This window comes from Legionella erythra (assembly GCF_001467615.1).
In the GTDB taxonomy this organism is placed as follows: Bacteria; Pseudomonadota; Gammaproteobacteria; order Legionellales; family Legionellaceae; genus Legionella_C; species Legionella_C erythra.
The window spans coordinates 69,292-94,330 of sequence record NZ_LNYA01000018.1; the positions used below are offsets into that span (position 1 = coordinate 69,292).

Sequence of the window (25,039 nt, forward strand, 5' to 3'; positions counted from 1 at the left end):
CATCCCGCCTTTTTTATTTAGTGTGCTTCATCCCAGTTGGCGCCTACACCGACTGAGACTTGCAAGGGAACAGACAGCTGAACGACATTTTCCATCAACGACGGGATGGCTTGCCGACACAGCTCAACCGCTTCTTCGCGTACTTCAAACACCAATTCATCATGAACCTGCATGATCATTCGGGCTAAAGGTTCCTTTTGCTGACTTTGCCAATCCGCTACCGACAACATGGCTTTCTTAATGATGTCGGCTGCGGTTCCCTGCATAGGCGCATTGATGGCTGCCCGCTCAGCCGCTTTCTGACGCATCAGGTTACGGGTATTGATTTCAGGAAGATGCAGCCGGCGTCCAAACAGGGTTTCTACATACCCCAATTGATGGGCTTGCCGACGGGTACGTTCCATGTAATCAAGGACCCCCGGGTAACGCTTAAAATAGGTATCCATGTAATATTGGGCATCCTGGCGTTCAATGCCTAGCTGTTTAGCAAGCCCAAAAGCCGACATGCCGTAAATTAGACCGAAATTGATCGCTTTGGCACGGCGGCGGTGTTCGTGGGTAATGTTATCAAGACTAACCTGAAAAATTTCGCTGGCGGTGGCTGCGTGAATATCCCAGCCCTGTGCAAAGGCCTTAAGCAAATTGGGATCCTGTGACAGATGCGCCATGATGCGCAACTCAATCTGAGAATAGTCCGCGGCCATGATACGATGATGGGGTGGAGCAATAAACGCTTTGCGGATAAGGCGACCCTCTTCTGTACGGATCGGAATGTTCTGCAAATTGGGATCGCTGGACGACAGGCGACCCGTTGCAGCCACGGCCTGATTGTAACAGGTATGGACCCGGTGGGTGCGTGCATTCAGGCGTTTGGGCAAGGCATCAATATAGGTTGATACCAGTTTGCTTAAACTGCGGTATTCAAGAATGACAGCAGGCAGGCGGTAATCAAAAGCCAGTTCCTGCAGAACTGATTCTGCAGTGGATGGTTGCCCTGTGGGCGTTTTGCTAAAAACCGGTAATTTCAGTTCATCAAACAGAATTTCCTGTAATTGTTTGGGGGAATTCAGATTAAAGGACCGTCCCGCCAATTGCACGGCCTCCATTTCCAGTGCAGCCATTCGTTCTTTCAAACGCTGTCCATGATGGCTTAATGCATTTTCATCGATAAGAACCCCGTGTTTTTCAATGTCTGCAAGCACCGTGATGAGCGGTATTTCAATGTCGTTTAAAACATGTTTTAGCGATTCACTGAGCTTGGGGTAAAGTGTTTGATGCAGTTGAAGCGCAACGGCCGCCGCTTCGGCGGCATAAGGTGCGGCTATTGTGATCGGGATTTGGTCAAAGGGTAATTGTTTACTGCCCTTGCCGGCAATTTCGTCAAAGTGTATGGTTTTGTGGCCCAAGTATTTCAACGAAAGGGAATCAAGATCGTGGCCAGTGTTGCTGCTGTTTAAAACATAGGATTCCAGCATGGTGTCATAGGCTAAGCCGCGAAGGGTGATGCCATGATTTTTAAGAATACAATAGTCGTACTTCAGGTTTTTGCCAATTTTACCAATGGCTGGGTTTTCAAAAATCGGCTTTAAGGCACTTAAGACCACATCCACAGCCAGTTGTTCACAGTGTTCGGTATGACGCAATGGAATATAGGCCACTTGTTCAGCATCAATAGCCAGAGCAATCCCCACCAGTTTCCCATCCACGGGATCAAAATGGGTAGTCAGGGTATCGAGGCTGAATTGGCTGCAGGCATGCAGTTGGGTCACCCACCCATCCAGGCTGGCTGTGGTCGTAATCAGATCATACTGGATGACAGAGGGTTGTTCTTCAAGTAGGTCAATTTGCAATTGTTGCTGGGGTTCTTTTACGCTGAGTAATTCTTTAAGCCACCCCTTAAATTCCAATTCCCGCACCAGTTCAATGAGCTGTTGTTGCTCAGGCGCCTGAATGACCAATTCCTCCAGGGTCATGGGCAGCTCAACATCGGTTTTGATGGTGACTAATCGTTTGGAAAGCGGCAAATCCTGTAAGGCTTCCCGCAGATTCTCTCCGATTTTGCCGCTGATGGCATGGGCATTAGCGACCAGGTTATCGAGCGTTTGATATTGCTCCAGCCATTTAGCGGCCGTTTTAGGGCCGCATTTGTTCACGCCGCGGATGTTATCGACGCTGTCCCCAATTAAGGTCAGGTAATCAATGATTTGGTCCGGCTTCACGCCAAATTTCTGATAAACCCCCTGGCTGTCTAATAATTGGTTGCTCATGGTGTTAATGAGGGTTACTTGCGGATTGACCAGCTGGGCCATGTCCTTGTCACCCGTGGAAATAACGACTTGGCGGCCCTGGGCGGTGGCCAGCACGGTCAGGGTGCCGATGACATCGTCAGCCTCTACACCATCAACAATCAGCAGCGGTAAGCCCATGGCTTTTAATAAGGTCAGCAAGGGTTCAAACTGGCAACTTAAATCATCAGGCATGGGTGCGCGATGGGCTTTGTACTCCGGATACCAGTCATCACGAAACGTTTTACCTTTGGCATCAAATACGACAGCCAGTTGCTGCGGTTTATAATCCTTGATGAGCCGCTTGATCATGTTGGCCACGCCATAAATGGCGCCCGTGGGTTTCCCTTTGGAATTGGTTAAAGGCGGCAACGCATGGAAAGCCCGAAAAAAATAGGATGAACCGTCAACCAGAATGAAAGGGGATGTCATTATTCACTCGCTTCATATTGAGCCAAACGCTCACTTAAGGCATTGACCTTCTCGCTTAAGGCTTTTAAATTTTTCCGCATCAACGGGATGCGTGTCACGGAAAGCTCCTGTTCAATGGCCTTGTCGCGCGGACGTGCCGGATTGCCCAGATAAATATTGCCTTCCAGCAAATGTTTTTTAGGTGGTACACCTGCCCGTGCGGCTAAAATGACGCCGTCATCGATGCGCACGTGGTCACTGACCCCGACATTGGCGGCGAAAATGACATGGTTACCGCTGGTGCTGCTGCCGGCGATGCCTGTAAAGGCACAGAGAATGTTATGCTGCCCCAGTTTAACGGAGTGCGCCACCTGAACCAGATTATCGATTTTCGTTCCTGCCCCGATAACGGTAGAGCCCAGTGTGGCCCTGTCAATCACCGTATTGGCGCCTATCTCCACATCATCTTCGATGACGACATTGCCAAGATGTGGCATTTTGAGGTGTTGTCCATCAACAAAAGTATAGCCGAATCCGTCCGAACCGATGACGGTGGCTGCATGAATGCATACGCGTTGACCGAGACGGCAGCCATCATAAATGGTGACATTTGGATGCAGGGTGGTGCCTGCCCCAATCGTGACCTGTTCACCAATGTGGACATGTCCTTTAATGATGCAATTATCGCCAATGACGGTGTGCGCACCGATAACCACATAGGGACCAATGAAAACGTGGTGACCAATGACAGCATCGGGGGCAATAACAGCGGTAGGATGAATCCCGGGGACGGGCAGTGGCTGCGGATAAAAATGATTGAGCAACTGGATAAACGCTTTAATGGGATTTTTAACCTGGATAACAGGTTTGATGCTGCTGGTGACAGACAGATTCACTAAAACAGCGGCAGCTTCCGATTGCTCGGCAATCTTTAAATTATCATTCCCGTCCGCAAAAACCAGCGAGCCGGGGAGGATATTATCAATAGGCGATATGCACTCGATAAGTAACTGGTTATCACCTACCACCGTGCCCTGGACCCGCTCTGCAATTTCAAATAAAGATGCCTTCATCAACTAACCTATATAAACCATGCAAAATAGCACGATTATACCGCGATGCGGGATTAGTTGCGAATCATGTTTTATCAATAAGCACTACCCTGATGATTAATCAGTTAAGAAGCGCTCCTCAGTAACAAGGCGGCATTGGCTCCGCCGAAAGCAAAATGTTGCGACAAGGCAATGTCGACTGGCTTTTTACGTGCTTCATTGGCGACATAATCCAGATCGCAGGCAGGATCCGGCTCGCTGAGATTAATCGTGGGCAGTAACAGATCCTCCTTTAGGCTTAACGCCGTGGCAATGATTTCCATGGCGCCCGCCGCGCCAATAGGATGACCGGTCATGGCTTTTTGCGCCGTAATGGGTATGTCATAGGCCCGCTCGCCAAACACACGCTTGATGGTTTCAGTTTCCGTGATATCGTTTAGTTCGGTACCGGTGCCATGGGCATTGATGTATTGCACGTCATTTAAGCTGAGACGGGCATCATCGAGTGCTGCCTGAATGGCCCGAATCTGCCCCTCCGAATCAGGTGCGGTGACATGGTAGGCGTCGCAACTGGCGCCAAAGCCAATGATTTCGCCCCAAATCAGTGCACCCCGGGCTCGGGCGTGGTGATACTCTTCGAGGATCAGTACCCCTGCGCCATCCGCCATGACCATGCCGCTGCGGTTTTTATCAAAGGGGCGGCAGGCTAATGCAGGATGTTCGTTTTGAGTTGACATGACTCGCAACTTGCACCAGGCGGCCATGATGGTTTCCCACAACAGGGATTCTGTGCCGCCGCAGAGTGCGACACTGAGTCGGCCGCTGGCAATTTGCTGATAGGCATTGCCAATGGCTTCTGCGGAGGAAACGCAGGCGTTGGAAATGGTGGAATTAGGACCGCCCAGACCAAAGGCGATGGCAATGTGATTGGCAACGGAATTCGGCATGCCACGGATGACGCTCAACGGCGGTATTTTTTTCCATCCTTCATTAAAAAAAGCCTGATAGGCGGATTCAAGCTCAGGGGTGCCTCCCAAGCTCGTGCCAATGTAGGTGCCGGCTTTGGCCAGTTCAGCCTTGTTTAAGCCCGCGCGTTCAATGGCATGGTGACTGCAATAAAGGGCGTATTGAGTCGCCCGTGGGTAGCGCTTGCTTTTATCGAATTCGGGAAGATGGGCTAAAGAAAAGTCGTGAATTTCACCCGCAATCCGGGTGGGGTAGGGGCTAGGGTCATAATTTTGAATGGGTTTTATACCGCATTGGCCTTTCACTGCTGCCGCCCAAAAATTTTCCAATCCGTTACCGATGGACGACACGATCTCCATGCCGGTGATCACCACGCGCTTTTTCATTCCATACCCTTAGGGCTTTCCGTAAGCAATAAAAAGCAATACTAAAGGGGGGCAAGAAAATCTGTCAAGCCGAATTGATAAATCTTTCGCAGGGGTTAGCCTGCCTAACGCAGGCCTTTGTTTTAATAATAATTACTGTTGGCCACGCGCCATGCTCGAAACCAGCATAATACGCAATGAATTGACCGGGATAAACCAGTAATCGTGCTCATAAAGGACGTTAAAGCCATGACGGAGATACAGATCAAGCGCGCCGCGGTTGGTTGTTTCAACATCCAGTTCCTGCCGGTCTTTCCCCAGGGTTAAGGCATGATTGATGCAATAAGCGAGCAATTCGCTGCCTAAGCCCTGACGTTGATAGGCCGGGAGAATGGCGATGTCGGAAAATAATGCAAGGGTTTCCTGCCAGCGGATGTGGGCCTTTCCAACCGGTTTCTCATCAATCAGGGCAATAAAAATGGTGTAGTCATTGTCATCAAGCAGGGTGATGAATCGCGACGGCATGCTCACCTGCCCGTCTTTAAAGCAGGCATCGTCGATAGCGCACAGCGTCTCGACGTCCTCGAATATGGCTTTCCTGACGGTCAAGCGGGGCTGGTTAAGAAGAATCGGCTTATACCCATTGCGCTGCATATGGTATTCCGTTTGCTGATAATTAAAACCCAAATTGGCAAGCCAGGATGAGTTTAAGTTCGACGGCATGGAAAAAATAACAAAATCCACCTGTTTGGCAGTTAACAGCGGAAATACCGTTTCCAGCAACAAGCGGGATAATCCCTGCCGGCGGTGGGAGGGCGCAACCAGCAGACTGATTTCACAGGCATTGGAATAGAAAAAATAAACACTTAAAAACGCAACCAGTTTGTCTTTCTCATAATAAAGTACATTGCTTTCCGTGTCTCTTTTCTGGGTGAGAATATGACGGTAAAAGGCCGGCAACCCGCCGTCAGCCTGCCTGCACACGTCAAGCAGGCCATCAAAGTCATTCAGTTGTTGTCCGGTGATTTGGCGGTTGCAAATTAGCATAGGAAATCTTGTTAAAATAAAATAATTATTGCACAAATTAAGGTCGTTTTGTGACGCACCTGCACAATGGCGGGCGGTGAAACGGGTGATTTCTTTCTTAACCCCCGGTAAATTAACATATTCCTATTCAAATGTATCGTCATTGGCCGCTTTTAAAGAAGACGATTTATTGAGCCAGTATTTATAAAAAACAGGCAACAGGATAATTAATCCCAGGCAAAGCAGCGGTAAAAAAATGTGAGGATGAAAAATGATGGTCAGATCGGGCGCTTTATTGCGAGCAAATAAATAATTTAAACTGCTGCCGACGCTTGCATAAATCAGGGTGCCGGGAAGAATGCCGATAATGGTAGCGGCAATGTAGGTTTTAACCGGGACATTCAGCAAGGCGGGTACAATATTGACCAGCCAGAAAGGAAATAGCGGGATGATGCGTAAAACCAGCAGGTAGGTAAAGGCATTTTGTTGAAATCCCTGACGCATTAAAGCCAGTTTTCCGCCAGCTTTTTTATTCATTAAATCCATAAAAGCAAAACGCACGGCAAAATAAAGCAGCACCGCACCGGCCGTGGCACTGAAGGCGACATAAACACTGCCGAGAAAGGTGCCAAACAAAAGCCCCCCCGTCAATGTCAGTAACAAGGCGCCCGGAATGGAGATGGCAACGGTGACAATGTAGGTTGCCATAAACAGCAGCGTGACCGCGGCATAATGGGAGGAAGTCCAACGCTGCAGCGTTTGATGATGGCGCTGTAACTGCTCAAAGCTTAAGTATTGATATAAACCCAGGCTTAAAAAAAGGCCTGCTGCAAGAAGGAGCAGGAACAGGGGTAACAACCGGTATAGCCAGGTTTTAATGATTGAATAAGTAGAGGTATTGTCCATATCCCTCCTTTTCCATGTCCTGCTTTGGAATAAAGCGCAAGGCGGCAGAATTCATACAGTAACGTTGTTTAGTCGGTTCCGGTCCGTCGTCAAAGACATGGCCTAAATGCGAATCGCCATACCTTGAGCGCACTTCGGTGCGCTGAAAAAATAACCAGGAACGCTCTTTTTTTAAGATCACGGCATTGGCAGTAATGGGCCGGGTAAAGCTCGGCCATCCTGTTCCAGAATCGTATTTGTCGGTGGAACTGAATAAGGGTTCACCGGAAACCACATCCACATAAATTCCTTCCGCCTTGTTATCCCAGTAGGGATTATCAAAGGCTTTTTCGGTCGCGTTTTTCTGAGTCACCTGGTATTGCAGGGGCGTTAACTGCTTAAGGCGGCTGGCTTTATCGAATGACGGCGCCGCCAGGGCGAGACTGCTTGAAAGCAAGAGCAAGAGCAGCGATTGCATAGTCCTCATTTGTTCCATACCTCATCAATACGTGCATCGCGTCCGCAGCGGTAACGATAATATTTGTAGCGCCAGTTATGTTTCAGATAATAATTCTGGTGATAATCATCGGCTGCATAAAACTGGGTTGACGGGACGACCTCGGTGTACACGTGTTTAAACCGTTTTTCCATGGCCTTTTTACTGGCTAAGGCAATTTTTTTCTGTTCTTCATTTAAATAAAAAATCGCGCTGCGGTATTGTCGGCCATGATCGCAGAACTGGGCATCCTTGACAGTTGGGTCAATGTGGTGCCAGAAAAAATCAACCAGTTGCCTGTAACTGACCACATCGGGATTATACATGACTCTCACTGCTTCGGCATAGCCGGTTCCCCCGGCGGATACCTGTTCATAGGTTGGGTCTTTACTGCTGCCGCCGTCAAAGCCGGCGACGGTGCCAAGCACACCCTTCACTTTATCGAAATCGGCCTCCACGCACCAGAAACACCCTCCTGCAAAAATAGCTTCTTCCACCTTGGCATAGGCTAAATTAAAAATAAGCATCAACGCACACACGAACCCTTTGTACATGGGAGCCTCTTTGTATACTTTATAACAACAAGTCTAGCAGCTTTAGGGCAGGGGATTGGTTTGCGAACGAAATAAAGCCTCGTGGCGAGCAAACTGGACGAGGCGAATGACGGCGGTCAGGCAAACCAGCGTGGTGAAAACGGCAGCCAAACCATTGAACCATTGCGGCAGCAACACCATGGCAATAAAAAAACAGAAGGCTTCCGCCCTTTCCATCAACCCCGGGCTGTAATGAAAACTTTTATGGGATTCATTCTGGCTGAAAATGCCAACCACGAGAAAGCTGGTGATGCACAAAAGCATACTGCCCAACATCAGGATAATGGCGAAGGCCCGCTCCGGATTTATCCAATACAGAGCAAAAACCACCGCGAACTCAACCAGCCTATCCATCATGATATCCAGCACTGAACCAAGGGGCGACGCCTGGTTTTGATGGCGTGCCAGGGAGCCATCCAGCGTATCGCAATAACCGGAAATCAGCAAAAGAAAAATCGCCAGTTTGTCATAGCCCCCGCACAGCGCGGGGATAAAGGCCAAGCCAAAAAAACCCGACAGCCAGGTAATGGCCTGTGGCGTGATGCGTCGATCCAGGACCCTCACTAAAGGATCAACGAGCCGTTTTTGATAATGATGACGCAGCGTTTGTTCGAGCATGATATCCCTTAAGCCGCAAGAATACCGTAGTGTAATTAAAAATAACCAGAAAAACACACATGAATAATGGTTAGACAACATGTACAATACTATTCTTTTTTTGTGCAGCAACTCATGCAAAGAAAAGACAATTCATTAATCAATGCCTGGAATCCCAGCCAACAGGACACCTGGAAGGTGTTGAAACAGGAGGCTATGACCAAGGCCAAAATGTTATTTATCAAAGAAAAGCCATCGTTTCTGACCTTGTATCGTTTTCTTGCTGATGCAAGACACCAAATAGCGGTCTCCCTGAAGCAGGAGTCACTTGAATACCTGGGTATTCTTCGCGATGAGCACTGCGAATACATTGATACGCCTATAACCTTGTTGCATCCCGACCAAGGCCGATATGCCAGTTTCTTCCCTTGTTTGGCAGACCGTTACCAGTCATTAAGCCAATGCTTGCCCTTAAATCAGGAGAGCGTCGGGCTTGCGTATCTACTGTTGGGAGCAAAGCAAGAACAGGATATTCAGGGGGTCGATTATTTAAACCTTGAACACAATGCGCTGCAGTTAACCTGTTTTTATACCGTCAGGGGTATGAAAGGCAAAAATCCCATCGCCTGGTATGCGCTGGTGCACACCCCGCGGACTCAACTGCAGGCTATTTTTGAGCGATTAGAAGCGCTCTACCAACAGCTTGACATAGATAACTCGGCGGGTAACGGCAAGGTTTTAAAAGAAATAATCTGGTATTTAGCTCATGCCATGCCTTGTGTTCGCGGCAGCGCGGCTATTCTTGAAATGATGATTGGCCTGCTTGCGGAAACATTCGCCATTGATTTTGATTACCCCGAGCACGCAGTTCCTATTGATTTAATTGCATTGTTTACTCCCTCACCCGACGCATTCAATGCCTGCTTTCATTTAACTCCGATGGCCGACTTAAAAAAAGAATTGCGTCAAATTCTTGAGGAATGTAAACACAGCGCTTTCTTTTGCAACCAGAATCCTCAGTTAGCTGCCGCCAGAAAATTACTGAACTGGATTAATGGCTCGACAGACCCATTTAGCCCGGAAGAAATGACCTGCATAAACACCCCGGGTTCCGCATTAAACGAGCGGGTCAGGCATTACCAGTTAAACGGCAGTTTACCGCTGCTTACGCGATCAAACGGCACGGCATTGACATCCCCAGGTCTTTAAGCCGGAGACTTGTCCGCCCGCCACTGCCAAAGGATAACCGCTAAGGTCACCGCTGCGAGCAGGCTTAAATACACACCCGGCATGATTAAAACACCGGTGTAATGCACCAGCGTGGTGGCCACGAATGCACTCGTGCCGCCAAACAGGGCATTGGCCAGGTTATAGGTCAGCGACAGGCCGGTGTAGCGAAGGGCTGGCGGGAACAGGGCCATCAGCACTGCGGGAATAACGGCATAACTTAACGTCACCATCACAGCAAAAAGAATCTGGGTGATAACGATAGCATGTGTCGTGGTGCGGCCAAGCCAGTAATAAAGCGGGGTGGACAGCAGCATGAAGGCCAGCGCCCCTATCATCAACACCCGGTAACGGCCAATTTTATCCGCTGAATAACCGATGAGGGGGCAGCACAGGATGATAACGGCCAGCGTGACAGTGTTGATGGTCAACGTATGCGGCAATTGAATATGATAAAAATGATGCAGGTAAGTCGCTAAATAAAGGAAGGACAGATAAAAACCAGTCGATGGCAGCATGACTAGCCCAATGGCTTTGATCATGGTGGTGAGATGATGATTAAACAAATGCGAGAAGGTTACGCCACGGGCTTTTTTATCGGCCAGCAGGTCGGCAAAGACGGGTGATTCCGGCATATGATGCCGCAGATACAAGCCAATTACGCCCAGAAACAGGCTGAAAAGAAAGGGAACCCGCCAAGCCCAGGGGACGGTAAAGTAATCGGTCACGGCGGCTGTGGCTGAGCCGAGCAGCAGGCCGAAAAAAGCCGAGGCCATGGCGAGTGATCCATAATAAGTGGCTTTATCCGCAGGCGCATGCTCCAGTAAATACACAATCGAACCAGTGAATTCACCGCCGACAGCGAGGCCTTGCAACAGTCGGCACAGGATTAACAGCAAGGGTGCCGCCAGGCCGATTTGGTGATAATCCGGCAAAAGGCCGATGAAAGTAGTGGGAATGGCCATCAACAGAATGGCTGAAGACAAAGCGGTTTTTCGCCCGTAATTATCACCGATGTAGCCAAAAATGACTGCACCCAGCGGCCGCATGATAAAGCCGACAGCAAAGACCGCATAGGTCGTCAGTAAAGCCAGCGTCGCATTGTCATTGGGAAAAAACAGCGGCGTAATAGTCGCGGCAAAATAGCCGTACAGGGCAAAGTCATACCATTCCAGAATATTGCCAAGCAGTCCGGGTACGACAATGCGATGCAGAGAAATCGGTTTGTTCATGGCGTTTGGCGGCAAGAATCAATGATAGTATGATGCTGGTATTTCTCCTGGTGGGTCAATAAAAACATGTCAAAGGCTTTAATCTGGTTTCGAAGGGACTTACGCTGCCGTGATAACCCAGCTTTGGTCAAGGCTTGCCAACAGCATGATTGTCTCCTGCCCCTGTATCTTTTCGATGAACAATGCCCTGATTTGGGTGCTGCACAGCACTGGTGGCTGCACCACAGTTTGTTGTCGCTTGAGCAGCAATTGCAGCAGCAGGGTTTAAGTTTACACCTTCGGCGCGGTGATCCTCTGACCTTGCTGCAACAGATAATCCGTGACTTTCAAATTGACAGTGTGTATTGGAACCGCTGTTACGAGCCCGCAGCCATCGAGCGTGATCAGCGGATCAAAGCAGCCTTGCAGGCCATGGGCGTTCACGTGGAGAGCAGTAATGGCAGTTTGTTCAATGAGCCCTGGACGGTAAAAAATCAAAGCGGTGATTACTTTAAAGTCTTCACCCCCTACTGGAAGCAGAGTTTAAAACAAATCACCCTGCCCCCGCCGGTAACCGTCAGCCGCTGGCCAAAGCCGGTTACCGGAGTGAGCAGTGAGACGCTTGACAGCTGGCAATTACTCCCTTCAAAACCCAATTGGGCTTCGGCATTCAGCGATTTCTGGCAGCCAGGTGAAGAAGGGGCTTTGCAAAAACTGGAACGCTTCGTTCACCAGGGATTGCAAGGCTATAAAGAGAAGCGCAACCAGCCGGCACTCACTGCGTCGACGTCCCGACTTTCCCCCCACCTTCATTTTGGCGAAATTAGTCCCTGGCAGATTGCACGGGCCATTGAGCAGGCACGGCAAACCCCCGCCTGTGATCACGAGGCAGCGGATCATTTTTTGTCGGAATTGGGTTGGCGTGAATTTTCCTATCACCTGCTCTACCATTTTCCCGAGTTACCCAACCGTAACGTCAAAGCGGCGTTTGACGCGTTTGCCTGGCAGAATGAAGAACGCTTGCTGCACGCCTGGCAACGGGGTAAAACCGGGTATCCCATTGTCGATGCCGGCATGAGGGAGTTGTGGCAGACGGGGTATATGCACAATCGGGTGCGTATGATCGCGGCGTCCTTTTTGACCAAGCATTTACTGATTGATTGGCGCCTGGGCGCCTCCTGGTTCTGGACGACGCTCCTGGATGCCGATTTGGCTAACAACTCCGCGAGTTGGCAATGGGTGGCGGGCAGCGGTGCGGATGCCGCTCCTTATTTTCGTATTTTTAACCCGGTGCTGCAGGGTGAGAAATTTGATGCCAAGGGAGAGTATGTACGCCGTTGGTTGCCGGAATTGCGTGGCCTCGATAACAAATGGATTCATCAACCCTGGCGTGCCCCCGCTTCGGCCCTGAACCTGACGCTTGGCATGGATTACCCTGTCCCGCTGGTGGATCACGACCACGCCCGGACAAGGGCGCTTGCCCACTATCACCAGTTGAACGCTTAACTGATAATAAAAAACACCACAAAAATAAGGGTCAGGAGAATGACCCAGGCATTGATTGCCTGCCGGGTGATTAATTTTAGCAGCGTGTACAAAATGATGCCGCTGCCAATCCCGTCAGCAATCGATGAGGTGAATGGAATCATCATGATAGTAAACATGCAAGGGGCTGTTTCGGTCATGTCTGTGAGTTTTAATTCACTGACATGTTTCATCATGCAGCACGCCACGTACAACAAGGCGGGACCCACGGCATAGCTGGGAATCATTTGAGCTAACGGGAAGAAAAACAGCATCAACAGAAAACCGGCGGCAATGACCAGGGCCGTAAGCCCCGTGCGCCCGCCGCTCTCAATGCCGGCGGCCGATTCGATATAAGGCGAGGTGCTGGCGGAGCCCAAAACACCGGCTAAGGTCGAGGCGGCTGCATCGGCCGTCAGGCTGCGGCTTAAGCGCTGTGGGTAATCTTTTTCATGTTTAAACAGTGATTGATTCAGTAAACCTATCAGCGTACCGGTCGCATCAAAGACGGCGATAAGGAAAAAGGTAAAGGTCGCTTTGATGGCGGCAATCGAGGAAAGGCCAGAAAAATCGAGCGCTAGAAATGTCGCCTGCATGGAGGGCGGTAATGCCACAATGCCTTGCCAATGCGTCAAACCAGCAATCAGGCTTAAAAGGCTGATGCTGAGGATGCTGATGATAATCGCCGCCGGTACTTTAAAATAATCGAGGATGAGAATGAACAGAAAGCCAAGAAAAAAAAGCAGGCTTTCAATGCGTGTGATGTCGCCGAGGCGCATCATGGTGTGTGCATCGCTGACAATAATCTGGCTGCTCTTTAAAGCAATCAGTGCAATGAGCAGGCTGATGCCGATGAGGATGGCGATTTGCAGATTTTGTGGAATGGCTTCAAGCAGCAAACGCCTGAGGGGTGTTAAGCTGACGATAAAAAACAGCAGACCGGAAATGAATACCATGGCCAGGGCATGCGGCCAGTCAATGCCCATGCTAAGCACGACGCTGTAGGTGAAATAGATGTTTAACGCCATGCCTGGCGCGACGCCAATGGGGGTGTTGGCCCACCAGCCGGTGAGTGCGCAGGCAAAGGCCGTCACCAGGCAGGTGGCGGTAAATACAGCACCCTGATCCATGCCGGCTTCATGGAGAATGGCCGGGTTGACAAAGGCAATGTAGACCATGGTCAGAAAGGTGGTTATGCCGGCGATAATTTCTTGAGTGATTGAAACCGAAGCAACATCCTTTTTGGCTTTTTCCATGGTTCTAAGGGTACTTGGGGTAAAACGCAATCGTACACAACGAACACCGGGCTTGGCAATCTCAGATGTGGAGATTTAATACGCTGAAAATGATTTCAATGGTAATTAAAACAATAATGATCACTTCCAAACCATGAGAGTGGCGATTTTCCAGGTAACTGTTAAACATGTCAAAAATTTCGTTTAAGGTGTCTAAGCGATGGTTCAGGGCATTTACCCGGCGCTGGATATGAAGGTAGCGCTCCAGCATCGTGTAGTATTCTTCAAGCGTTGGATGCTGCCAGAAATATTTGGGATGGTAGAGGAAATTACTGATTAAATTCATTTCAGTAATGGTCCCTAAAATTTCGCCGATAACCTGCCTTATCTGATTGCGGGTGATTCGCATCTGGCCTTTATTGGAGATGCTTTGGATCATGGGGGTGTATTTTTCAATCAAGGCTTCAATGACCGTTTCAAAATACTGCAGTTTGACTGATTGCGAAAAACCATAAGAAAGGCTCAATTTCAGTTCTTCATTATCGCCTTCGATGATGAGGCAATCCACATCAAAAAAATCATGGGGCTCAATGGCGGTACGATCACCGATTTGATAGCTGAACTCATCACGAACACGGAAGGGGACCGGTTTGTCGACAAACAGGCGAATGGTATCAAGGTAATTGCGTATGCGGTGGCGTTTAATCCCCCAGGAGACCACTGTCCCGTTTTTAAAAACAAACAGGGTATAGGTATTGGCGTCAATGGGGCTTAGTTTTAATACATCGCGGGAACGAACGGATGAATAGCCAACCAGCGCTGTTTTAAAATGATGATCCAGACGGGTCAGATCAATGGTATTACCGATACAATAACTTAGGCATTCCATAATAGGTTCTCAAAATGGCAATAGCACCCATGAGCACTGTGCACATGGGTTTGCCTGCAAGTATACCGCAAACGCTTAAAAACTACTCGGTCTCCGCCGTTTCTTTACCAGAATATGCTTTTTTGCGATCGGTCACACCACTGAGCCATTGTGGACAAACTTCAAGAATTTCAGCGATCTTGTCCAATTGCTCCGGTGACGGCAGCAAATGGCCAAAGAGCATGGCATTGGCCAAATGGCGGGTGACACCGAAAACCTTGGCCACGGCCTTGGTCTTTTCTGTAATATCTTCTGGGAAATCCAACAACGCCAATTCACGATTGAAACGTTGTGAGAATACTTTATTATTCATTCTTCACTCCATGAAATCGTCCTGCCAGCATCTACGGATGCTGTCCACTCGCCTGTCAATCCTTGATACAGGGTTAATCTGTTATAACTTATTTTTTTTACGAGGCAAAGTGTTTTTGCCTGAAGATGGCATTTTTTTCAATATTATCCAGATGTTGTGTCAAGTCATGCGGACTTAATCCAGTAATTGCATCACGTGATTGGAATATTCAATGCCATCGAGGTAAGCAGAAATGAAGCTGTCGGGTGGGAAATTAAAGTCCCTCAGTTTTTCAAATTCTCCCCGTTCATAAAATTCGACCGCCGACAGGATGTGCCCTATACCGCCTTTACGATGCAGCAGGGCTTTATTTAATTCCTCACTTAAAGAAATTTTGGCGAGCAGGGTCGGCATGGGTTCATTTAAAACAGCGTCCAGGGTCGATAACATCCCCACCGTGTAAGCCTGATGCGGCGGGGCAATTCCGGTTTGCCGAGCCAGGGATTGGCACATTTTGGCACGAATCAAGGTTTGTTCAAGCACGCTGTGGGCGACATCATCGAGGCTTGAAACCAGTAAAAGGCTTATCCAGTCGCGGATTTGAATCAGCCCCAGTTGTTGAATGGCATCCATGAGGCTATCAATTTTTTTCCCTGCGTATAAGGCGGCTGAATTGGCCAGCCTTAAAATACGGTAACTTAATTTGGGAATCTGCAGAATAATTTCTTCCACACGCTCCATGTGGATATCGGGATTATGCAACTCCGTGAGCAGTCGCAGTAAATGGGTTTTATTTTCTGAAATTTTTTCACCGCGGATTAAATCGGGGCGATTAAAAAAATAACCCTGAAAAAGATGAAATCCCAATTCCTGGCAGCGGGTAAAATGCGGCCTGGTTTCGATTTTTTCAGCAAGGAGTTTGCCTTTAAATTTAAGGTTTTTTAACAGTGCCAGTTGCTCAATGACCTCGGCTTCCGATAAATTCAACACATCGATTTTGATGACATCGGCAATCGCGATTAGAGGCAGTAACTCGTCTTTGTAGACAAAGTCATCAAGTGCAAATTTATACCCGCGCTTGGCCAGCGCGTGAACAACCCCAATCAGTTCGTCATCCACATAGGTGTCTTCCAGAATTTCAATGACGATTTTATTGCTGGGTAATAATTTGGGGATTTGTTCAATCAGGTGCTTGCGGGTGAAATTAATGTAAGCGGGGTAACTGCCAATAATTAATTCCAGATCAAGATGGGCAAATAAATGCGAAATGACGAAGGAGGTGGCTTTATCCCCTTCGAAGGAATTGGCGGGACTAAGATTGGCCTGTAAGCTGTCGCCATCACGATACAGCAATTCATAAGCGCATACCGTGCCGGAACTATTAAAAATCTCTTGTCGCGCAAATAAAGTTCCCAGAACTGGCTCCATCAATTTCTTACCGCGTCTAAGCTAAGTATAATCGACAAATAACGACTTTCTATTGGTTTTCAATAAAAAGATTGCACCGCCGGGAATTAATTTTCCCGGCCGTAAAAATTCAAATCCAGCTCGCGCGCGGCCCGGACATCATCGAGACGTTTAACCGGCATGGTATGCGGTGCGTTCTGAACAAGCTCTGGATTTTTCTGCGCCTCCTCCCGAATGGCCTGCATGGCCGCAATAAAACGGTCGAGCTCAGCCCGACATTCGGTTTCGGTGGGTTCGATTAACAGGCATTCCGGCACCAACAGCGGGAAATAAGTTGTGGGCGCATGGAAGCCGTAGTCGAGCAGGCGTTTAGCGAGATCCATGGCGGTAATGCCAAAATTTTTCTTGTCCTGACTTAAGGTTAAGATGAATTCATGGCTCGCGCGTCGTCCGGGATAGGCCGCATGAAATCCTGCTTTGGTTAAAGAGGCCAATAAATAATTGGCGTTCAAGGTGGCCAGGTCAGCCACTTCCGACAAACCTTCTTTACCCAATACACGGATATAAAAGTAGGCGCGCAACAGAATGCCGGCATTGCCCATGAACGTTGAGAGACGGCCGATGCTTTGCGGGTAATCGGCGCGGGCTGCCCAACGGTACTGATCCTGCTCTTTAATCACAATGGGCAAGGGTAAATAGGGCAGCAGGCGGTTGCCGACTGCAACAGGGCCTGCACCCGGACCTCCGCCGCCATGTGGGGTGGCGAATGTTTTATGCAGGTTTAAGTGCATGACGTCAAAGCCCATGTCGCCCGGACGCACTTTACCCAGGATGGCATTAAGATTGGCGCCATCATAGTAGAGTAATCCACCGGCCTGATGGACAATCGTCGCGATGTCTTTAATCTGACGCATGAACAGACCCAGTGTGGAGGGATTGGTTAACATAATCCCCGCGGTTCTCGGTCCGACTTTGCTTTTCAGCACATCCAAATCGATATCGCCGTCTTTCGATGTTTCAATTTCAACCACCTTAAAACCGCACATGGCTGCGGAAGCGGGATTTGTACCATGGGCCGCTTCGGGGATGAGAATTTCATCCCTGGCCGTATCGCCACGGGATTGATGATAGGCTTTAATCATGGCTACCCCGGCAAATTCTCCCTGGGAGCCTGCCATCGGTGTTAAGGAGACGCCGGGCATGCCCGTTATTTCGGCAATATACGTTTGCAACTCATAGAGCGCCTGTAAAAATCCCTGGCTGTTTTCGGCGGGCGTCAGCGGATGGCGATTGTTGAAGCCTTCAAGCATGGCGGCCTTGTGGACACCACGGGGATTGTATTTCATGGTGCAGGATCCGAGGGGATAGAAATGGGTGTCGATGGAGAAGTTTTTTTGCGACAAACGCGTGTAGTGCCTGACCACCTGTAACTCAGAACAGGATGGCAGACGCGGTGGATTTTTACGTAAAAATCGCGCCGGGATATCCTGAGAGGGGCGCTGCGGCCCCGGGGCTTGCGCGGTGGCTTGCCGATGCGTTTGCGAACGCTCAAAAATCAACATAATTTTCCCTCCGAATTTTGAATGATCGCCTTTAATTCGTCACGGTGCTTCACAGGCGTAAATTCAATGATGTGATAGTCGGCAATTTCAGCCAGGTAATAGGGATCCTGTTTCAGCACGTCTTCCAGATGTGCCTTGTTTTTGGTGGTAGCGATGATGATGCCGCCGGTGCGGGGTACCATGGGACCTGAAGCCAGCAGCAGCCCCTGCTTGTAGTGATAGTCAAGAAATTCACGATGCGCCTGCAGGTATTTGTCGACTTCGCTAATCGGGGTTTTATACGTTAATTGCACAATAAACATCAGCTGCCTCGCTTACTCAGAATGTGGGTTAACGCCTCTTCATACTGCTTGATGTCCTCTTGAGTACGCATTTCGGTGGCGCAGATTAACAGGGTGTCTTGCAAGGCCGGGTAATGGTTTGCGGCCGGATAACCGCCTGCAATCCCCCGTTCAGCTAACGCATGAAGCACATGATCGACCGGTTGATTGACTTTCAACAACACTTCATGAAAAAACGGTGCGGCAAAAACACGCTCCACCCCGGGGATACGGCACAAGGCGTCTGCCAGTTCCTGCGTATTCTGATGACAGCTTGATGCCACCTGATAAAGTCCGTCTGGACCAAGCAGACTCATATGGATGGTGGCGGCGGTGACCAACAAACCTTGGTTGGTGCAAATATTAGACATCGCTTTGCCGCGGCGGATGTGCTGCTCACGGGCCTGCAGGGTCAAAGTAAAGCCCGTTTTTCCGTCTTTATCGACTGTTCTGCCGATAAGGCGTCCAGGCATTTGCCGTACATATGCCATGCGAGTGCTGAAAAAACCGAAATAAGGGCCGCCTGAGGCCATGGGCGATCCCATCGGCTGGCCTTCGCCGCAAACGATATCAACCCCGTTGGTTCCCCATTCGCCAGGTGGCTTTAATAAGCCTAAAGAAACCGGATTGACGCAGGCAATGCTGATAACCTGATGCTGAGCGGCCCAGTCACACAAGCCGTCGACCTCTTCAAGACAACCAAAAAAATTGGGTTGGCTTATCACCAGTGCCGTGATGTCTTCCTTGTTGTATTTTTCAACGGCTGCAAGCGGCGTAATCCCTTGCTTGTCATCAAAAGGCAGGGTAATGACTTCAATGTGCTGATTGCGAACGATGGTTTCCAATGTTTCACGGTAAAAAGGATGAACCGTACCAGCAACCAGAATGCGGTTGGCTTTGCTGTGCTTGTTAATCCGTACGGCCATGAGTACGGCTTCAGCCAGGGCTGTTGCTCCATCGTACATGGAGGCGTTGGCTACCTCCATGCCGGTTAACTCGGCAATCATGGTTTGATATTCATACAATAACTGCAGCGTACCCTGGCTGGCTTCGGCCTGATAAGGCGTATAGGCCGTTAAAAACTCACCGCGTGAGGTAATGTCCCAAACGGCTGCGGGGATATGATGCTCATAACAACCCGCACCGATAAAACAGCAAGCATTGCTGTTTTTAGACGCGAAGTCTCGAGCCTGCCGCAGCATGGCCATCTCGTTCATGGCCGCAGGGATATTTTTTAATTCCTGATAGCGAAGATCGGCAGGAATTTCGTCAAACAGGTTCTCAATACCGGTGTCGCCGATGGTTTTAAGCATCGCCTGGATGTCATCTTGCGTATGCGGTGTGTAAGGCATGTTAATGATCCTCTGCTATCTCTTGCTGGTATTGCTCGGCGTTGAGCAGGTTCTCCAGCTCTGCCAGATTATGAGCCTTCATTTTGACCAGCCAGCCTGCTCCGTAAGGATCGGCATTCACCAGCGCAGGATTGCTGTTCACCTCCTCATTCACGGCAATGACCGTGCCGCTTAAGGGGGCATAAAAATCCGAAGCAGCTTTGACGGATTCAACCACGCCAAGCTCATCCCCGGCATTGACTTCATCCCCTACTTCGGGCAACTCGACAAAGACCATGTCGCCGAGCAACTGCTGGGCATGATCAGTAATGCCCACAATCATTTCCCCGTCACCTTGCTTTAACCATTCATGGGTTTGGGTAAATTTTAAATCGTTCATTCTTTTTCCTTTTTTTGATACAAGCGTTGCCCATGCCCTCAGATTGGTTTGCCCTGCTTGATAAAGCGGGGTTTCGTGACCTGGGCGGGAATCAGTTTGCCGCGAATATCCACCGTGACCTCCTCGCCGGTTTCCACAGGCACGCGGGCCAAAGCAATGGACTGTGCCAGGGTAGGGGAGTAAGTGCCGCTGGTGATTACGCCGTCTGCATGACCATTGACGACCACCCGTTGACCGGGTCGCATAATGCCTTTGTCCTTGAGGATAAGGCCCACCATTTTGCGTTTAATTCCTTGCTGCTTTTGGGATAACAAGGCGCCTGAGCCGATAAAATCACGGTCTTCTGGTTGCCATTTAATTGTCCAGGCGAGGCCGGATTCCAGGGGGGTGGTGGTTTCGTCCATATCCTGGCCGTAAAGTAACATCCCGGCTTCGAGCCTTAAGGTATCGCGTGCTGCGAGCCCGCTGGGATTAACACCCGCCTGGCGCAGGGCTTCCCAGAGATGACCGATTTGTTTGGCTGGAAGCACAATTTCCAGACCATCTTCGCCGGTATAGCCGGTACGGGCAAAGAAATAATCGTCGACATCAACGCATTCAAAGCTGGTCAGGGTGGAGATGGCATCAATTTGTGCCGGTGTTAATACACTCAGGGCCTTGGCAATGGCGTTGGGGCCTTGCACAGCCAGCATGGACAGTTCAGGGCGTTCAAGTAAGCCAACTGAAAAGCCGCTGCTTTTTGCCCGGATCCACTTTAAATCATGATCGCGGGTCGCTGAATTTAAAATAAGGCGGTAATTATCCGATGTGCGCTGATAGACAATGAGATCGTCAATGATGCCGCCATGCTCATTGCACATGCAACTGTAGAGTGCACGGCCGGTGTGCTGCAGCTGGTCCACATCGTTGGTGAGCAGCCTGCGTAAAAATTGCCGTCCACCCGCACCCAGCACGTCCACGATGGTCATGTGAGAGACATCAAACATCCCGGCGTCCTTGCGTACAGCATGGTGCTCGTCGAGTTGCGAGCCGTAGTGCAGCGGCATGTCCCAACCATGAAAATCAACCATCCTGGCGCCCAGAGACAGGTGCGCGGCGTGCAACGGTGTCTTTGCGATCATTATGACTCCTTCCTTTTCTCGCACGGGGGTGCGAATGATTATACTCAGTTCAGTTTTGGTAACAAGAGGTACAGCCAATGAACATGGGCAGGGGAAGGAACATTTCCCCTGCAACAGCATGACCAACAGTCTTTAAATCTAGTATAGCCAAGCCAGGGGCTATTGTTTGGCGAATAGTGCAGCGGCACGGCGTCTGACTTCGTCTTCAGACACGTCTTCCACATGCGTGGCGACATACCAGGTGTGGCCGAATGGATCTTTAAACGCCCCGCTGCGAGCGCCATAAAATTGATCCGCCACTTCACGGCACAGCGTACCGCCGGCTTTAATGGCTTCCCCCATGGTGTCATCGACATTATGGACATAGATGTGAATTCCGACAGGCGAACCGCCATAATTGTCCGGTGCATGAATTTCCATCTCAGGGCATTCATCGGCCAGCATGATTTTAGAATCGCCGATTTTAAGTTCAGCATGGCCAACTTTGCCATCCGGATTATCCAGGCGCATCACGTCCACCGCACCAAAAACCTGCTTGTAAAAATCAATGGCCCGGCTGGCATTGTCGACAATAAGGTAGGGGGTAATGGTGCTGTATCCTTCTGGTGCAGCAGATACTTGGTTAGTCATAGTTCTCTCCATGTTCTATTTTGTTATCAGGTAAACCAGGATGACAGAATGACAATAACTGGCATAAAATTAAACATGAGGTTTACACGAGGCAACGATCATGTTTAATCCCAATCAATTAATCATGGTTTTAATTTGTGCCTTGCTATTATGGCTGGTGAATGGCTATGTTGTCATTGCTCCCTTGATCAATTTGTTATTCAACATGTTTCTGTTGGCCTTGCTGGTTTTATATATCATGCAGTTCCTGGGCGTAATCCGCGGCTGGTTACCTGTTCCAAGGCTCTTTAAGTAGTATATACCGTTCCTTTGCGTCGTCACCTGCTTCGTACCGGATTACAGGCACTCGACCATGGCATATTTTCTGCAAGCCTTCTACACTGAATTATAAGAAAAATAAAGGAGAGGGATATGTACAAAGCGTCAAGTCTGGCCGTGCTGATCGCCATCAGCCCATGGGCTTTTGCCGATGACCTGGGACAAAAAACCTATGAGGCGGCCTGTCAAAACTGCCATGCTCCTAATCTGGCAAGCGGTCTTAAAGCACCGGCGGCCTTTGATGAAAAAGCCTGGGAAGCTGTCTTTAAAAACGCGGCCTTAAAGGCAAAAGAAAATCCCTCGCAATTTAAAACACCGGTCGATTACCTCCTGTACAATGTCAAAATTGGTAAAGGATTAATGCATCACAATGGATTATGCAATGAATCCGTAAGCACCAACTGCTCCGATGAGGCATTGACGCAAGCTATTTTGTACATGAGCAAAAAGGATTAATGCATTTATTCTCTTAGGGAGAAGTGTTCATGACTGAAGAAATAACGACGCGTTCATGGGGAAGCCGCCTTAAAGATGCACTGGTAGGTATTTTAATTGGTATTGTGTTGATTGTGGCGGCTATCGCGTTGTCTTTCTGGAATGAAAGCCATAGCCTGCACACGGCTCAATCGCTGGAGCAGGCGCAAAAAGTACTGGTTTCAGTACCCAATGCCCCTATTGATGAAAAAAACAACATGAAGGTGGTTTACCTGAGTGGGGAAGCGGCCACGGAGGACAAACTGACCGATTCAGTGCTTGGCATCACCGTGACGGCTATCCGCTTGAACCGTCAGGTGGAGATGTATCAATGGCAAGAAAAAACCGAAACCCGTACCGAGTCACAGATGGGCGGCTCGGAACGAACGGTTAAAACCTATACCTATAATAAAACCTGGTCAGACAGCGTCATTGACAGCAGCCGTTTTAAAGAGCCGCAGGGGCATCAAAACCCTTCCTCCATGCCCATTCAGCCGCAGCAGCAATATGCCAAACAGGTCAAGGTCGGGGATTTCTCCCTGCCGGAGTCATTGATTACCCAAATCGATGTCAGCAAGCCCATTGATTTAAAGCCGGTGAATGCCGATGCACTGAAAAACCAGTACAACAAACCGGTCCATGTTAACGGCGACCAGATTTATCTGGGACAGGATCCACAAAATCCTGCACCCGGTGATTTACGCATCAATCTCAATGCGGTCTACCCGCAGACAGTCAGCATTGTTGCCCAACAAACGGGCAATACACTGCAACCTTATCTGGCGCCAGCCGGTGAAACGGTTTTGTTACTGGTGACCGGGCAGCAATCCCCCGAGCAAATGTTTAAACAGGCTCAATCCGAAAATACCATGCTGGCATGGATTCTTCGCGGTGTTACACTGTTGATGTTAATTGGCGGTTTTTCGCTGATTTTAAATCCGCTGGTGGTTTTAGCTGATGTCTTACCATTCCTGGGCACGCTGGTTGGTTTTGGTACGGGGTTTGTCGCGTTCCTGCTGGGACTTTCCGTGTGGATTATCATCACAGCCATCGCCTGGTTTGCGACACGTCCCCTGATGTCGGTGGGTCTTATCGTGTTGCTTGTGGTGGGTGCATACCTGCTCATTAAAGCACGCGCTAAAAAAGCAGCGGCCGTGCCTGCCCCTTCCCCTGAAGGATCGCAGGCACCCTGATAAATAGAAAGGAAAATAATGGGTGTTGTCGGACATGTAATGCTTGATTTGGTCTGGTTGCTTTTCCTGTTGTTCATGCTGTTTTATTTCTGGCAGGAAAGGCGTCAGCTGAAGAAAAGCCTGCGATGGCCCCAGACCACAGGTCATATCACGCAGTTTAACTGGACCAAAGAAGGGCATCAGTTGTGGCCAAAAATTACCTATGCCTATTGGGTTAATGAGCGGGAATACATCGGGGAATCCTTGCTGTTAAACAGTGCCCATACTTCTTTTTCCAGCGTGCATGCCCGCAAAGTCGCCTACCGGGCTGCGATGGCTTTCGAGCGTAACGAAGCCATTGATGTCTATTATAATCCAGAAGCGCCTGAGCAGGCGGTCCTTGATATCAGGCTGCCGAAGAAACTTGATGTTATCATTCTCCTGCTGTTGTTTTTTATTGCACTGCATTTGATGGTTGTGGGCTATCGCTGGCTGCATTAGCATCCTCTTCCTCCATATCGCAACGACAGGCCGGTTTTTTAATTTTGGCTTGCAAGGTATTGATGGCTAAACCCCGAATCCCTTGCCCTGAAGGGGCCTGACTAAACGTGATGCTGACTTCCAATGCCTGCTTTTGCTGATATTGAGGATTTTTATACACCACTAAAAGCGGCATAACCGCTTGCCATTGCTGATCGCTGATGGCTTTAACGACGGGCGGCGACAAGGCGACCGCACTGACAAAATAGGCGTTTTTCTGCACGGCTTCCGGCAAGCCCGAAGCATTGAGCGCCGCGCTGTACTGCGTCCATCCCTGGGCACTGAAGTATTTGGCAATGGCACGCTGCTGATTCAGGTAATTTTTATAATCATAGGTATAGGTAGCGACAATGGCTTCATTGGCCCAGACGGATAATTGCGCCTGGTCAGGAATAGAACTTTGCGCGGTCAGCGGCAATAACAGAAGTACGAACAGCCAGAGCGGGGCAATACGCGGCATGATTTATCCTTAAACGTGACTCTTGATGGATTACTACGAGGAGTATAGACAGGTTTTAACTGCAAAAAAACCCCGGTAAAAATACCGGGGAAGTTATTGCGCTCCATGAGCGCATTCCCGCAAAAGAGGGCAATGCGGGAATGAGCATTCGGGGAAATGCTCACTTGTTAGACACCCTCTGTCAGCAAAAGTTCCGCAAAAATCAAAAACC

General features: G+C 49.4%; 26 protein-coding genes. 6 read left to right on the forward strand and 20 right to left on the reverse strand.

The window, feature by feature from the left end:
* Positions 1 to 17: 17 nt before the first annotated feature.
* From polA to Lery_RS04010, 8 genes are all read right to left on the reverse strand, one after another.
* Positions 18 to 2,717 (reverse strand): DNA polymerase I, encoded by a 2,700-nt coding sequence (gene polA, locus Lery_RS03975; protein ID WP_058525962.1) that lies wholly within the window; start codon positions 2,715 to 2,717, stop codon positions 18 to 20.
* Positions 2,717 to 3,769: a UDP-3-O-(3-hydroxymyristoyl)glucosamine N-acyltransferase gene (gene lpxD, locus Lery_RS03980; RefSeq protein WP_058525963.1), complete on the reverse strand. Its 1,053-nt coding sequence runs from the start codon at positions 3,767 to 3,769 to the stop codon at positions 2,717 to 2,719. Before lpxD ends, polA begins: the two co-directional genes overlap by 1 nt.
* 104 nt (positions 3,770 to 3,873) lie before the next feature.
* Positions 3,874 to 5,100 (reverse strand): beta-ketoacyl-[acyl-carrier-protein] synthase family protein, encoded by a 1,227-nt coding sequence (locus Lery_RS03985; RefSeq protein ID WP_058525964.1) that lies wholly within the window; start codon positions 5,098 to 5,100, stop codon positions 3,874 to 3,876.
* Between the two features lie 132 nt (positions 5,101 to 5,232).
* Entirely contained in the window at positions 5,233 to 6,126 is an 894-nt protein-coding gene (locus Lery_RS03990; RefSeq protein WP_058525965.1) for a GNAT family N-acetyltransferase, read from the reverse strand.
* Between the two features lie 123 nt (positions 6,127 to 6,249).
* The gene (locus Lery_RS03995) at positions 6,250 to 7,011 is read right to left on the reverse strand and encodes a TVP38/TMEM64 family protein (protein WP_058525966.1); all 762 of its coding nucleotides are present in this window, start codon (positions 7,009 to 7,011) and stop codon (positions 6,250 to 6,252) included.
* Positions 6,980 to 7,477 carry a peptide-methionine (R)-S-oxide reductase MsrB gene (gene msrB, locus Lery_RS04000; RefSeq protein WP_131751023.1) on the reverse strand — a complete coding sequence of 166 codons (498 nt, stop codon included), beginning with the start codon at positions 7,475 to 7,477 and terminating at the stop codon, positions 6,980 to 6,982. The genes Lery_RS03995 and msrB overlap by 32 nt, the downstream gene beginning before the upstream one ends.
* On the reverse strand, positions 7,474 to 8,040 hold the full coding sequence (gene msrA, locus Lery_RS04005; protein ID WP_058525968.1) for a peptide-methionine (S)-S-oxide reductase MsrA: 567 nt from the start codon (positions 8,038 to 8,040) through the stop codon (positions 7,474 to 7,476). The genes msrB and msrA overlap by 4 nt, the downstream gene beginning before the upstream one ends.
* A gap of 42 nt (positions 8,041 to 8,082) precedes the next feature.
* Positions 8,083 to 8,697, reverse strand: a complete 615-nt coding sequence (locus Lery_RS04010; RefSeq protein WP_058525969.1) for a CDP-alcohol phosphatidyltransferase family protein — start codon at positions 8,695 to 8,697, stop codon at positions 8,083 to 8,085.
* Between the two features lie 114 nt (positions 8,698 to 8,811).
* Here Lery_RS04010 and Lery_RS04015 point away from each other — a divergent pair, with 114 nt between their 5' ends.
* On the forward strand, positions 8,812 to 9,885 hold the full coding sequence (locus Lery_RS04015; protein WP_193392298.1) for a hypothetical protein: 1,074 nt from the start codon (positions 8,812 to 8,814) through the stop codon (positions 9,883 to 9,885).
* On the opposite strand, the gene Lery_RS04020 is transcribed toward Lery_RS04015, so the two are convergent.
* The gene (locus Lery_RS04020; protein ID WP_058525971.1) at positions 9,882 to 11,135 is read right to left on the reverse strand and encodes an MFS transporter; all 1,254 of its coding nucleotides are present in this window, start codon (positions 11,133 to 11,135) and stop codon (positions 9,882 to 9,884) included. The genes Lery_RS04015 and Lery_RS04020 overlap by 4 nt on opposite strands.
* Positions 11,136 to 11,201: 66 nt before the next feature.
* On the opposite strand from Lery_RS04020, the gene Lery_RS04025 reads away from it, so the two are divergent.
* Complete coding sequence (locus Lery_RS04025) at positions 11,202 to 12,620, forward strand: cryptochrome/photolyase family protein (protein ID WP_058525972.1); 1,419 nt, start codon at positions 11,202 to 11,204, stop codon at positions 12,618 to 12,620.
* On the opposite strand, the gene Lery_RS04030 is transcribed toward Lery_RS04025, so the two are convergent.
* The 10 genes from Lery_RS04030 to Lery_RS04075 all read right to left on the reverse strand — a co-directional run bounded on the left by Lery_RS04030 (position 12,617) and on the right by Lery_RS04075 (position 21,864).
* Positions 12,617 to 13,894, reverse strand: a complete 1,278-nt coding sequence (locus Lery_RS04030; protein ID WP_058525973.1) for an NCS2 family permease — start codon at positions 13,892 to 13,894, stop codon at positions 12,617 to 12,619. The genes Lery_RS04025 and Lery_RS04030 overlap by 4 nt on opposite strands.
* A gap of 61 nt (positions 13,895 to 13,955) precedes the next feature.
* Entirely contained in the window at positions 13,956 to 14,762 is an 807-nt protein-coding gene (locus Lery_RS04035; protein ID WP_058525974.1) for an RMD1 family protein, read from the reverse strand.
* Between the two features lie 82 nt (positions 14,763 to 14,844).
* The gene (locus tag Lery_RS04040) at positions 14,845 to 15,114 is read right to left on the reverse strand and encodes a hypothetical protein (RefSeq protein WP_058525975.1); all 270 of its coding nucleotides are present in this window, start codon (positions 15,112 to 15,114) and stop codon (positions 14,845 to 14,847) included.
* A gap of 174 nt (positions 15,115 to 15,288) precedes the next feature.
* On the reverse strand, positions 15,289 to 16,521 hold the full coding sequence (locus Lery_RS04045) for an EAL and HDOD domain-containing protein (protein WP_058525976.1): 1,233 nt from the start codon (positions 16,519 to 16,521) through the stop codon (positions 15,289 to 15,291).
* 86 nt (positions 16,522 to 16,607) lie between these two features.
* On the reverse strand, positions 16,608 to 18,062 hold the full coding sequence (gcvPB, locus tag Lery_RS04050; protein WP_058525977.1) for an aminomethyl-transferring glycine dehydrogenase subunit GcvPB: 1,455 nt from the start codon (positions 18,060 to 18,062) through the stop codon (positions 16,608 to 16,610).
* Positions 18,056 to 18,364: a YciI family protein gene (locus Lery_RS04055; protein ID WP_058525978.1), complete on the reverse strand. Its 309-nt coding sequence runs from the start codon at positions 18,362 to 18,364 to the stop codon at positions 18,056 to 18,058. Before Lery_RS04055 ends, gcvPB begins: the two co-directional genes overlap by 7 nt.
* Complete coding sequence (gene gcvPA / locus Lery_RS04060; protein WP_058525979.1) at positions 18,364 to 19,734, reverse strand: aminomethyl-transferring glycine dehydrogenase subunit GcvPA; 1,371 nt, start codon at positions 19,732 to 19,734, stop codon at positions 18,364 to 18,366. Before gcvPA ends, Lery_RS04055 begins: the two co-directional genes overlap by 1 nt.
* A 1-nt stretch (position 19,735) precedes the next feature.
* Positions 19,736 to 20,113 carry a glycine cleavage system protein GcvH gene (gcvH, locus tag Lery_RS04065; protein WP_058525980.1) on the reverse strand — a complete coding sequence of 126 codons (378 nt, stop codon included), beginning with the start codon at positions 20,111 to 20,113 and terminating at the stop codon, positions 19,736 to 19,738.
* A 38-nt stretch (positions 20,114 to 20,151) separates the two neighbouring features.
* A complete protein-coding gene (gene gcvT, locus Lery_RS04070; protein WP_058525981.1) occupies positions 20,152 to 21,234 on the reverse strand; it encodes a glycine cleavage system aminomethyltransferase GcvT in 1,083 nt (360 codons plus the stop codon).
* Between the two features lie 159 nt (positions 21,235 to 21,393).
* Positions 21,394 to 21,864 carry a VOC family protein gene (locus Lery_RS04075; RefSeq protein ID WP_058525982.1) on the reverse strand — a complete coding sequence of 157 codons (471 nt, stop codon included), beginning with the start codon at positions 21,862 to 21,864 and terminating at the stop codon, positions 21,394 to 21,396.
* A 100-nt stretch (positions 21,865 to 21,964) separates the two neighbouring features.
* Between Lery_RS04075 and Lery_RS04080 the strand changes: the two genes are divergently transcribed.
* From Lery_RS04080 to Lery_RS04095, 4 genes are all read left to right on the forward strand, one after another.
* Positions 21,965 to 22,159: a hypothetical protein gene (locus Lery_RS04080; RefSeq protein ID WP_058525983.1), complete on the forward strand. Its 195-nt coding sequence runs from the start codon at positions 21,965 to 21,967 to the stop codon at positions 22,157 to 22,159.
* A 116-nt stretch (positions 22,160 to 22,275) separates the two neighbouring features.
* The gene (locus Lery_RS04085; RefSeq protein ID WP_058525984.1) at positions 22,276 to 22,638 is read left to right on the forward strand and encodes a c-type cytochrome; all 363 of its coding nucleotides are present in this window, start codon (positions 22,276 to 22,278) and stop codon (positions 22,636 to 22,638) included.
* 29 nt (positions 22,639 to 22,667) lie between these two features.
* Positions 22,668 to 23,849: a TMEM43 family protein gene (locus Lery_RS04090; protein ID WP_058525985.1), complete on the forward strand. Its 1,182-nt coding sequence runs from the start codon at positions 22,668 to 22,670 to the stop codon at positions 23,847 to 23,849.
* 18 nt (positions 23,850 to 23,867) lie between these two features.
* Positions 23,868 to 24,329, forward strand: coding sequence for a DUF3592 domain-containing protein (locus Lery_RS04095; protein ID WP_065230241.1), 462 nt, complete (start codon positions 23,868 to 23,870; stop codon positions 24,327 to 24,329).
* Here the strand turns inward: Lery_RS04095 and Lery_RS04100 are convergent.
* Positions 24,283 to 24,828 carry a DotI/IcmL family type IV secretion protein gene (locus Lery_RS04100; protein ID WP_058525986.1) on the reverse strand — a complete coding sequence of 182 codons (546 nt, stop codon included), beginning with the start codon at positions 24,826 to 24,828 and terminating at the stop codon, positions 24,283 to 24,285. The genes Lery_RS04095 and Lery_RS04100 overlap by 47 nt on opposite strands.
* Positions 24,829 to 25,039: the final 211 nt, after the last annotated feature.

What these genes read in the sequence shown, in the direction of transcription:
- Lery_RS04055 (WP_058525978.1), bottom strand. Translation starts at nt 18,364, where the DNA reads ATGTTTATTGTGCAATTAACGTATAAAACCCCGATTAGCGAAGTCGAC.
- lpxD (WP_058525963.1), bottom strand. Translation starts at nt 3,769, where the DNA reads ATGAAGGCATCTTTATTTGAAATTGCAGAGCGGGTCCAGGGCACGGTG.
- gcvH (WP_058525980.1), bottom strand. Translation starts at nt 20,113, where the DNA reads ATGAACGATTTAAAATTTACCCAAACCCATGAATGGTTAAAGCAAGGT.
- Lery_RS04090 (WP_058525985.1), top strand. Translation starts at nt 22,668, where the DNA reads ATGACTGAAGAAATAACGACGCGTTCATGGGGAAGCCGCCTTAAAGAT.
- Lery_RS04075 (WP_058525982.1), bottom strand. Translation starts at nt 21,864, where the DNA reads ATGACTAACCAAGTATCTGCTGCACCAGAAGGATACAGCACCATTACC.
- Lery_RS04045 (WP_058525976.1), bottom strand. Translation starts at nt 16,521, where the DNA reads ATGGAGCCAGTTCTGGGAACTTTATTTGCGCGACAAGAGATTTTTAAT.
- Lery_RS04095 (WP_065230241.1), top strand. Translation starts at nt 23,868, where the DNA reads ATGGGTGTTGTCGGACATGTAATGCTTGATTTGGTCTGGTTGCTTTTC.
- Lery_RS04085 (WP_058525984.1), top strand. Translation starts at nt 22,276, where the DNA reads ATGTACAAAGCGTCAAGTCTGGCCGTGCTGATCGCCATCAGCCCATGG.
- Lery_RS04010 (WP_058525969.1), bottom strand. Translation starts at nt 8,697, where the DNA reads ATGCTCGAACAAACGCTGCGTCATCATTATCAAAAACGGCTCGTTGAT.
- Lery_RS03985 (WP_058525964.1), bottom strand. Translation starts at nt 5,100, where the DNA reads ATGAAAAAGCGCGTGGTGATCACCGGCATGGAGATCGTGTCGTCCATC.
- Lery_RS04030 (WP_058525973.1), bottom strand. Translation starts at nt 13,894, where the DNA reads ATGGAAAAAGCCAAAAAGGATGTTGCTTCGGTTTCAATCACTCAAGAA.
- Lery_RS04020 (WP_058525971.1), bottom strand. Translation starts at nt 11,135, where the DNA reads ATGAACAAACCGATTTCTCTGCATCGCATTGTCGTACCCGGACTGCTT.
- Lery_RS04080 (WP_058525983.1), top strand. Translation starts at nt 21,965, where the DNA reads ATGTTTAATCCCAATCAATTAATCATGGTTTTAATTTGTGCCTTGCTA.
- gcvPA (WP_058525979.1), bottom strand. Translation starts at nt 19,734, where the DNA reads ATGCCTTACACACCGCATACGCAAGATGACATCCAGGCGATGCTTAAA.
- Lery_RS03995 (WP_058525966.1), bottom strand. Translation starts at nt 7,011, where the DNA reads ATGGACAATACCTCTACTTATTCAATCATTAAAACCTGGCTATACCGG.
- Lery_RS04100 (WP_058525986.1), bottom strand. Translation starts at nt 24,828, where the DNA reads ATGCCGCGTATTGCCCCGCTCTGGCTGTTCGTACTTCTGTTATTGCCG.
- gcvT (WP_058525981.1), bottom strand. Translation starts at nt 21,234, where the DNA reads ATGATCGCAAAGACACCGTTGCACGCCGCGCACCTGTCTCTGGGCGCC.
- gcvPB (WP_058525977.1), bottom strand. Translation starts at nt 18,062, where the DNA reads ATGTTGATTTTTGAGCGTTCGCAAACGCATCGGCAAGCCACCGCGCAA.
- polA (WP_058525962.1), bottom strand. Translation starts at nt 2,717, where the DNA reads ATGACATCCCCTTTCATTCTGGTTGACGGTTCATCCTATTTTTTTCGG.
- Lery_RS04035 (WP_058525974.1), bottom strand. Translation starts at nt 14,762, where the DNA reads ATGGAATGCCTAAGTTATTGTATCGGTAATACCATTGATCTGACCCGT.
- msrA (WP_058525968.1), bottom strand. Translation starts at nt 8,040, where the DNA reads ATGTACAAAGGGTTCGTGTGTGCGTTGATGCTTATTTTTAATTTAGCC.
- Lery_RS04040 (WP_058525975.1), bottom strand. Translation starts at nt 15,114, where the DNA reads ATGAATAATAAAGTATTCTCACAACGTTTCAATCGTGAATTGGCGTTG.
- msrB (WP_131751023.1), bottom strand. Translation starts at nt 7,477, where the DNA reads ATGAGGACTATGCAATCGCTGCTCTTGCTCTTGCTTTCAAGCAGTCTC.
- Lery_RS04025 (WP_058525972.1), top strand. Translation starts at nt 11,202, where the DNA reads ATGTCAAAGGCTTTAATCTGGTTTCGAAGGGACTTACGCTGCCGTGAT.
- Lery_RS03990 (WP_058525965.1), bottom strand. Translation starts at nt 6,126, where the DNA reads ATGCTAATTTGCAACCGCCAAATCACCGGACAACAACTGAATGACTTT.
- Lery_RS04015 (WP_193392298.1), top strand. Translation starts at nt 8,812, where the DNA reads ATGCAAAGAAAAGACAATTCATTAATCAATGCCTGGAATCCCAGCCAA.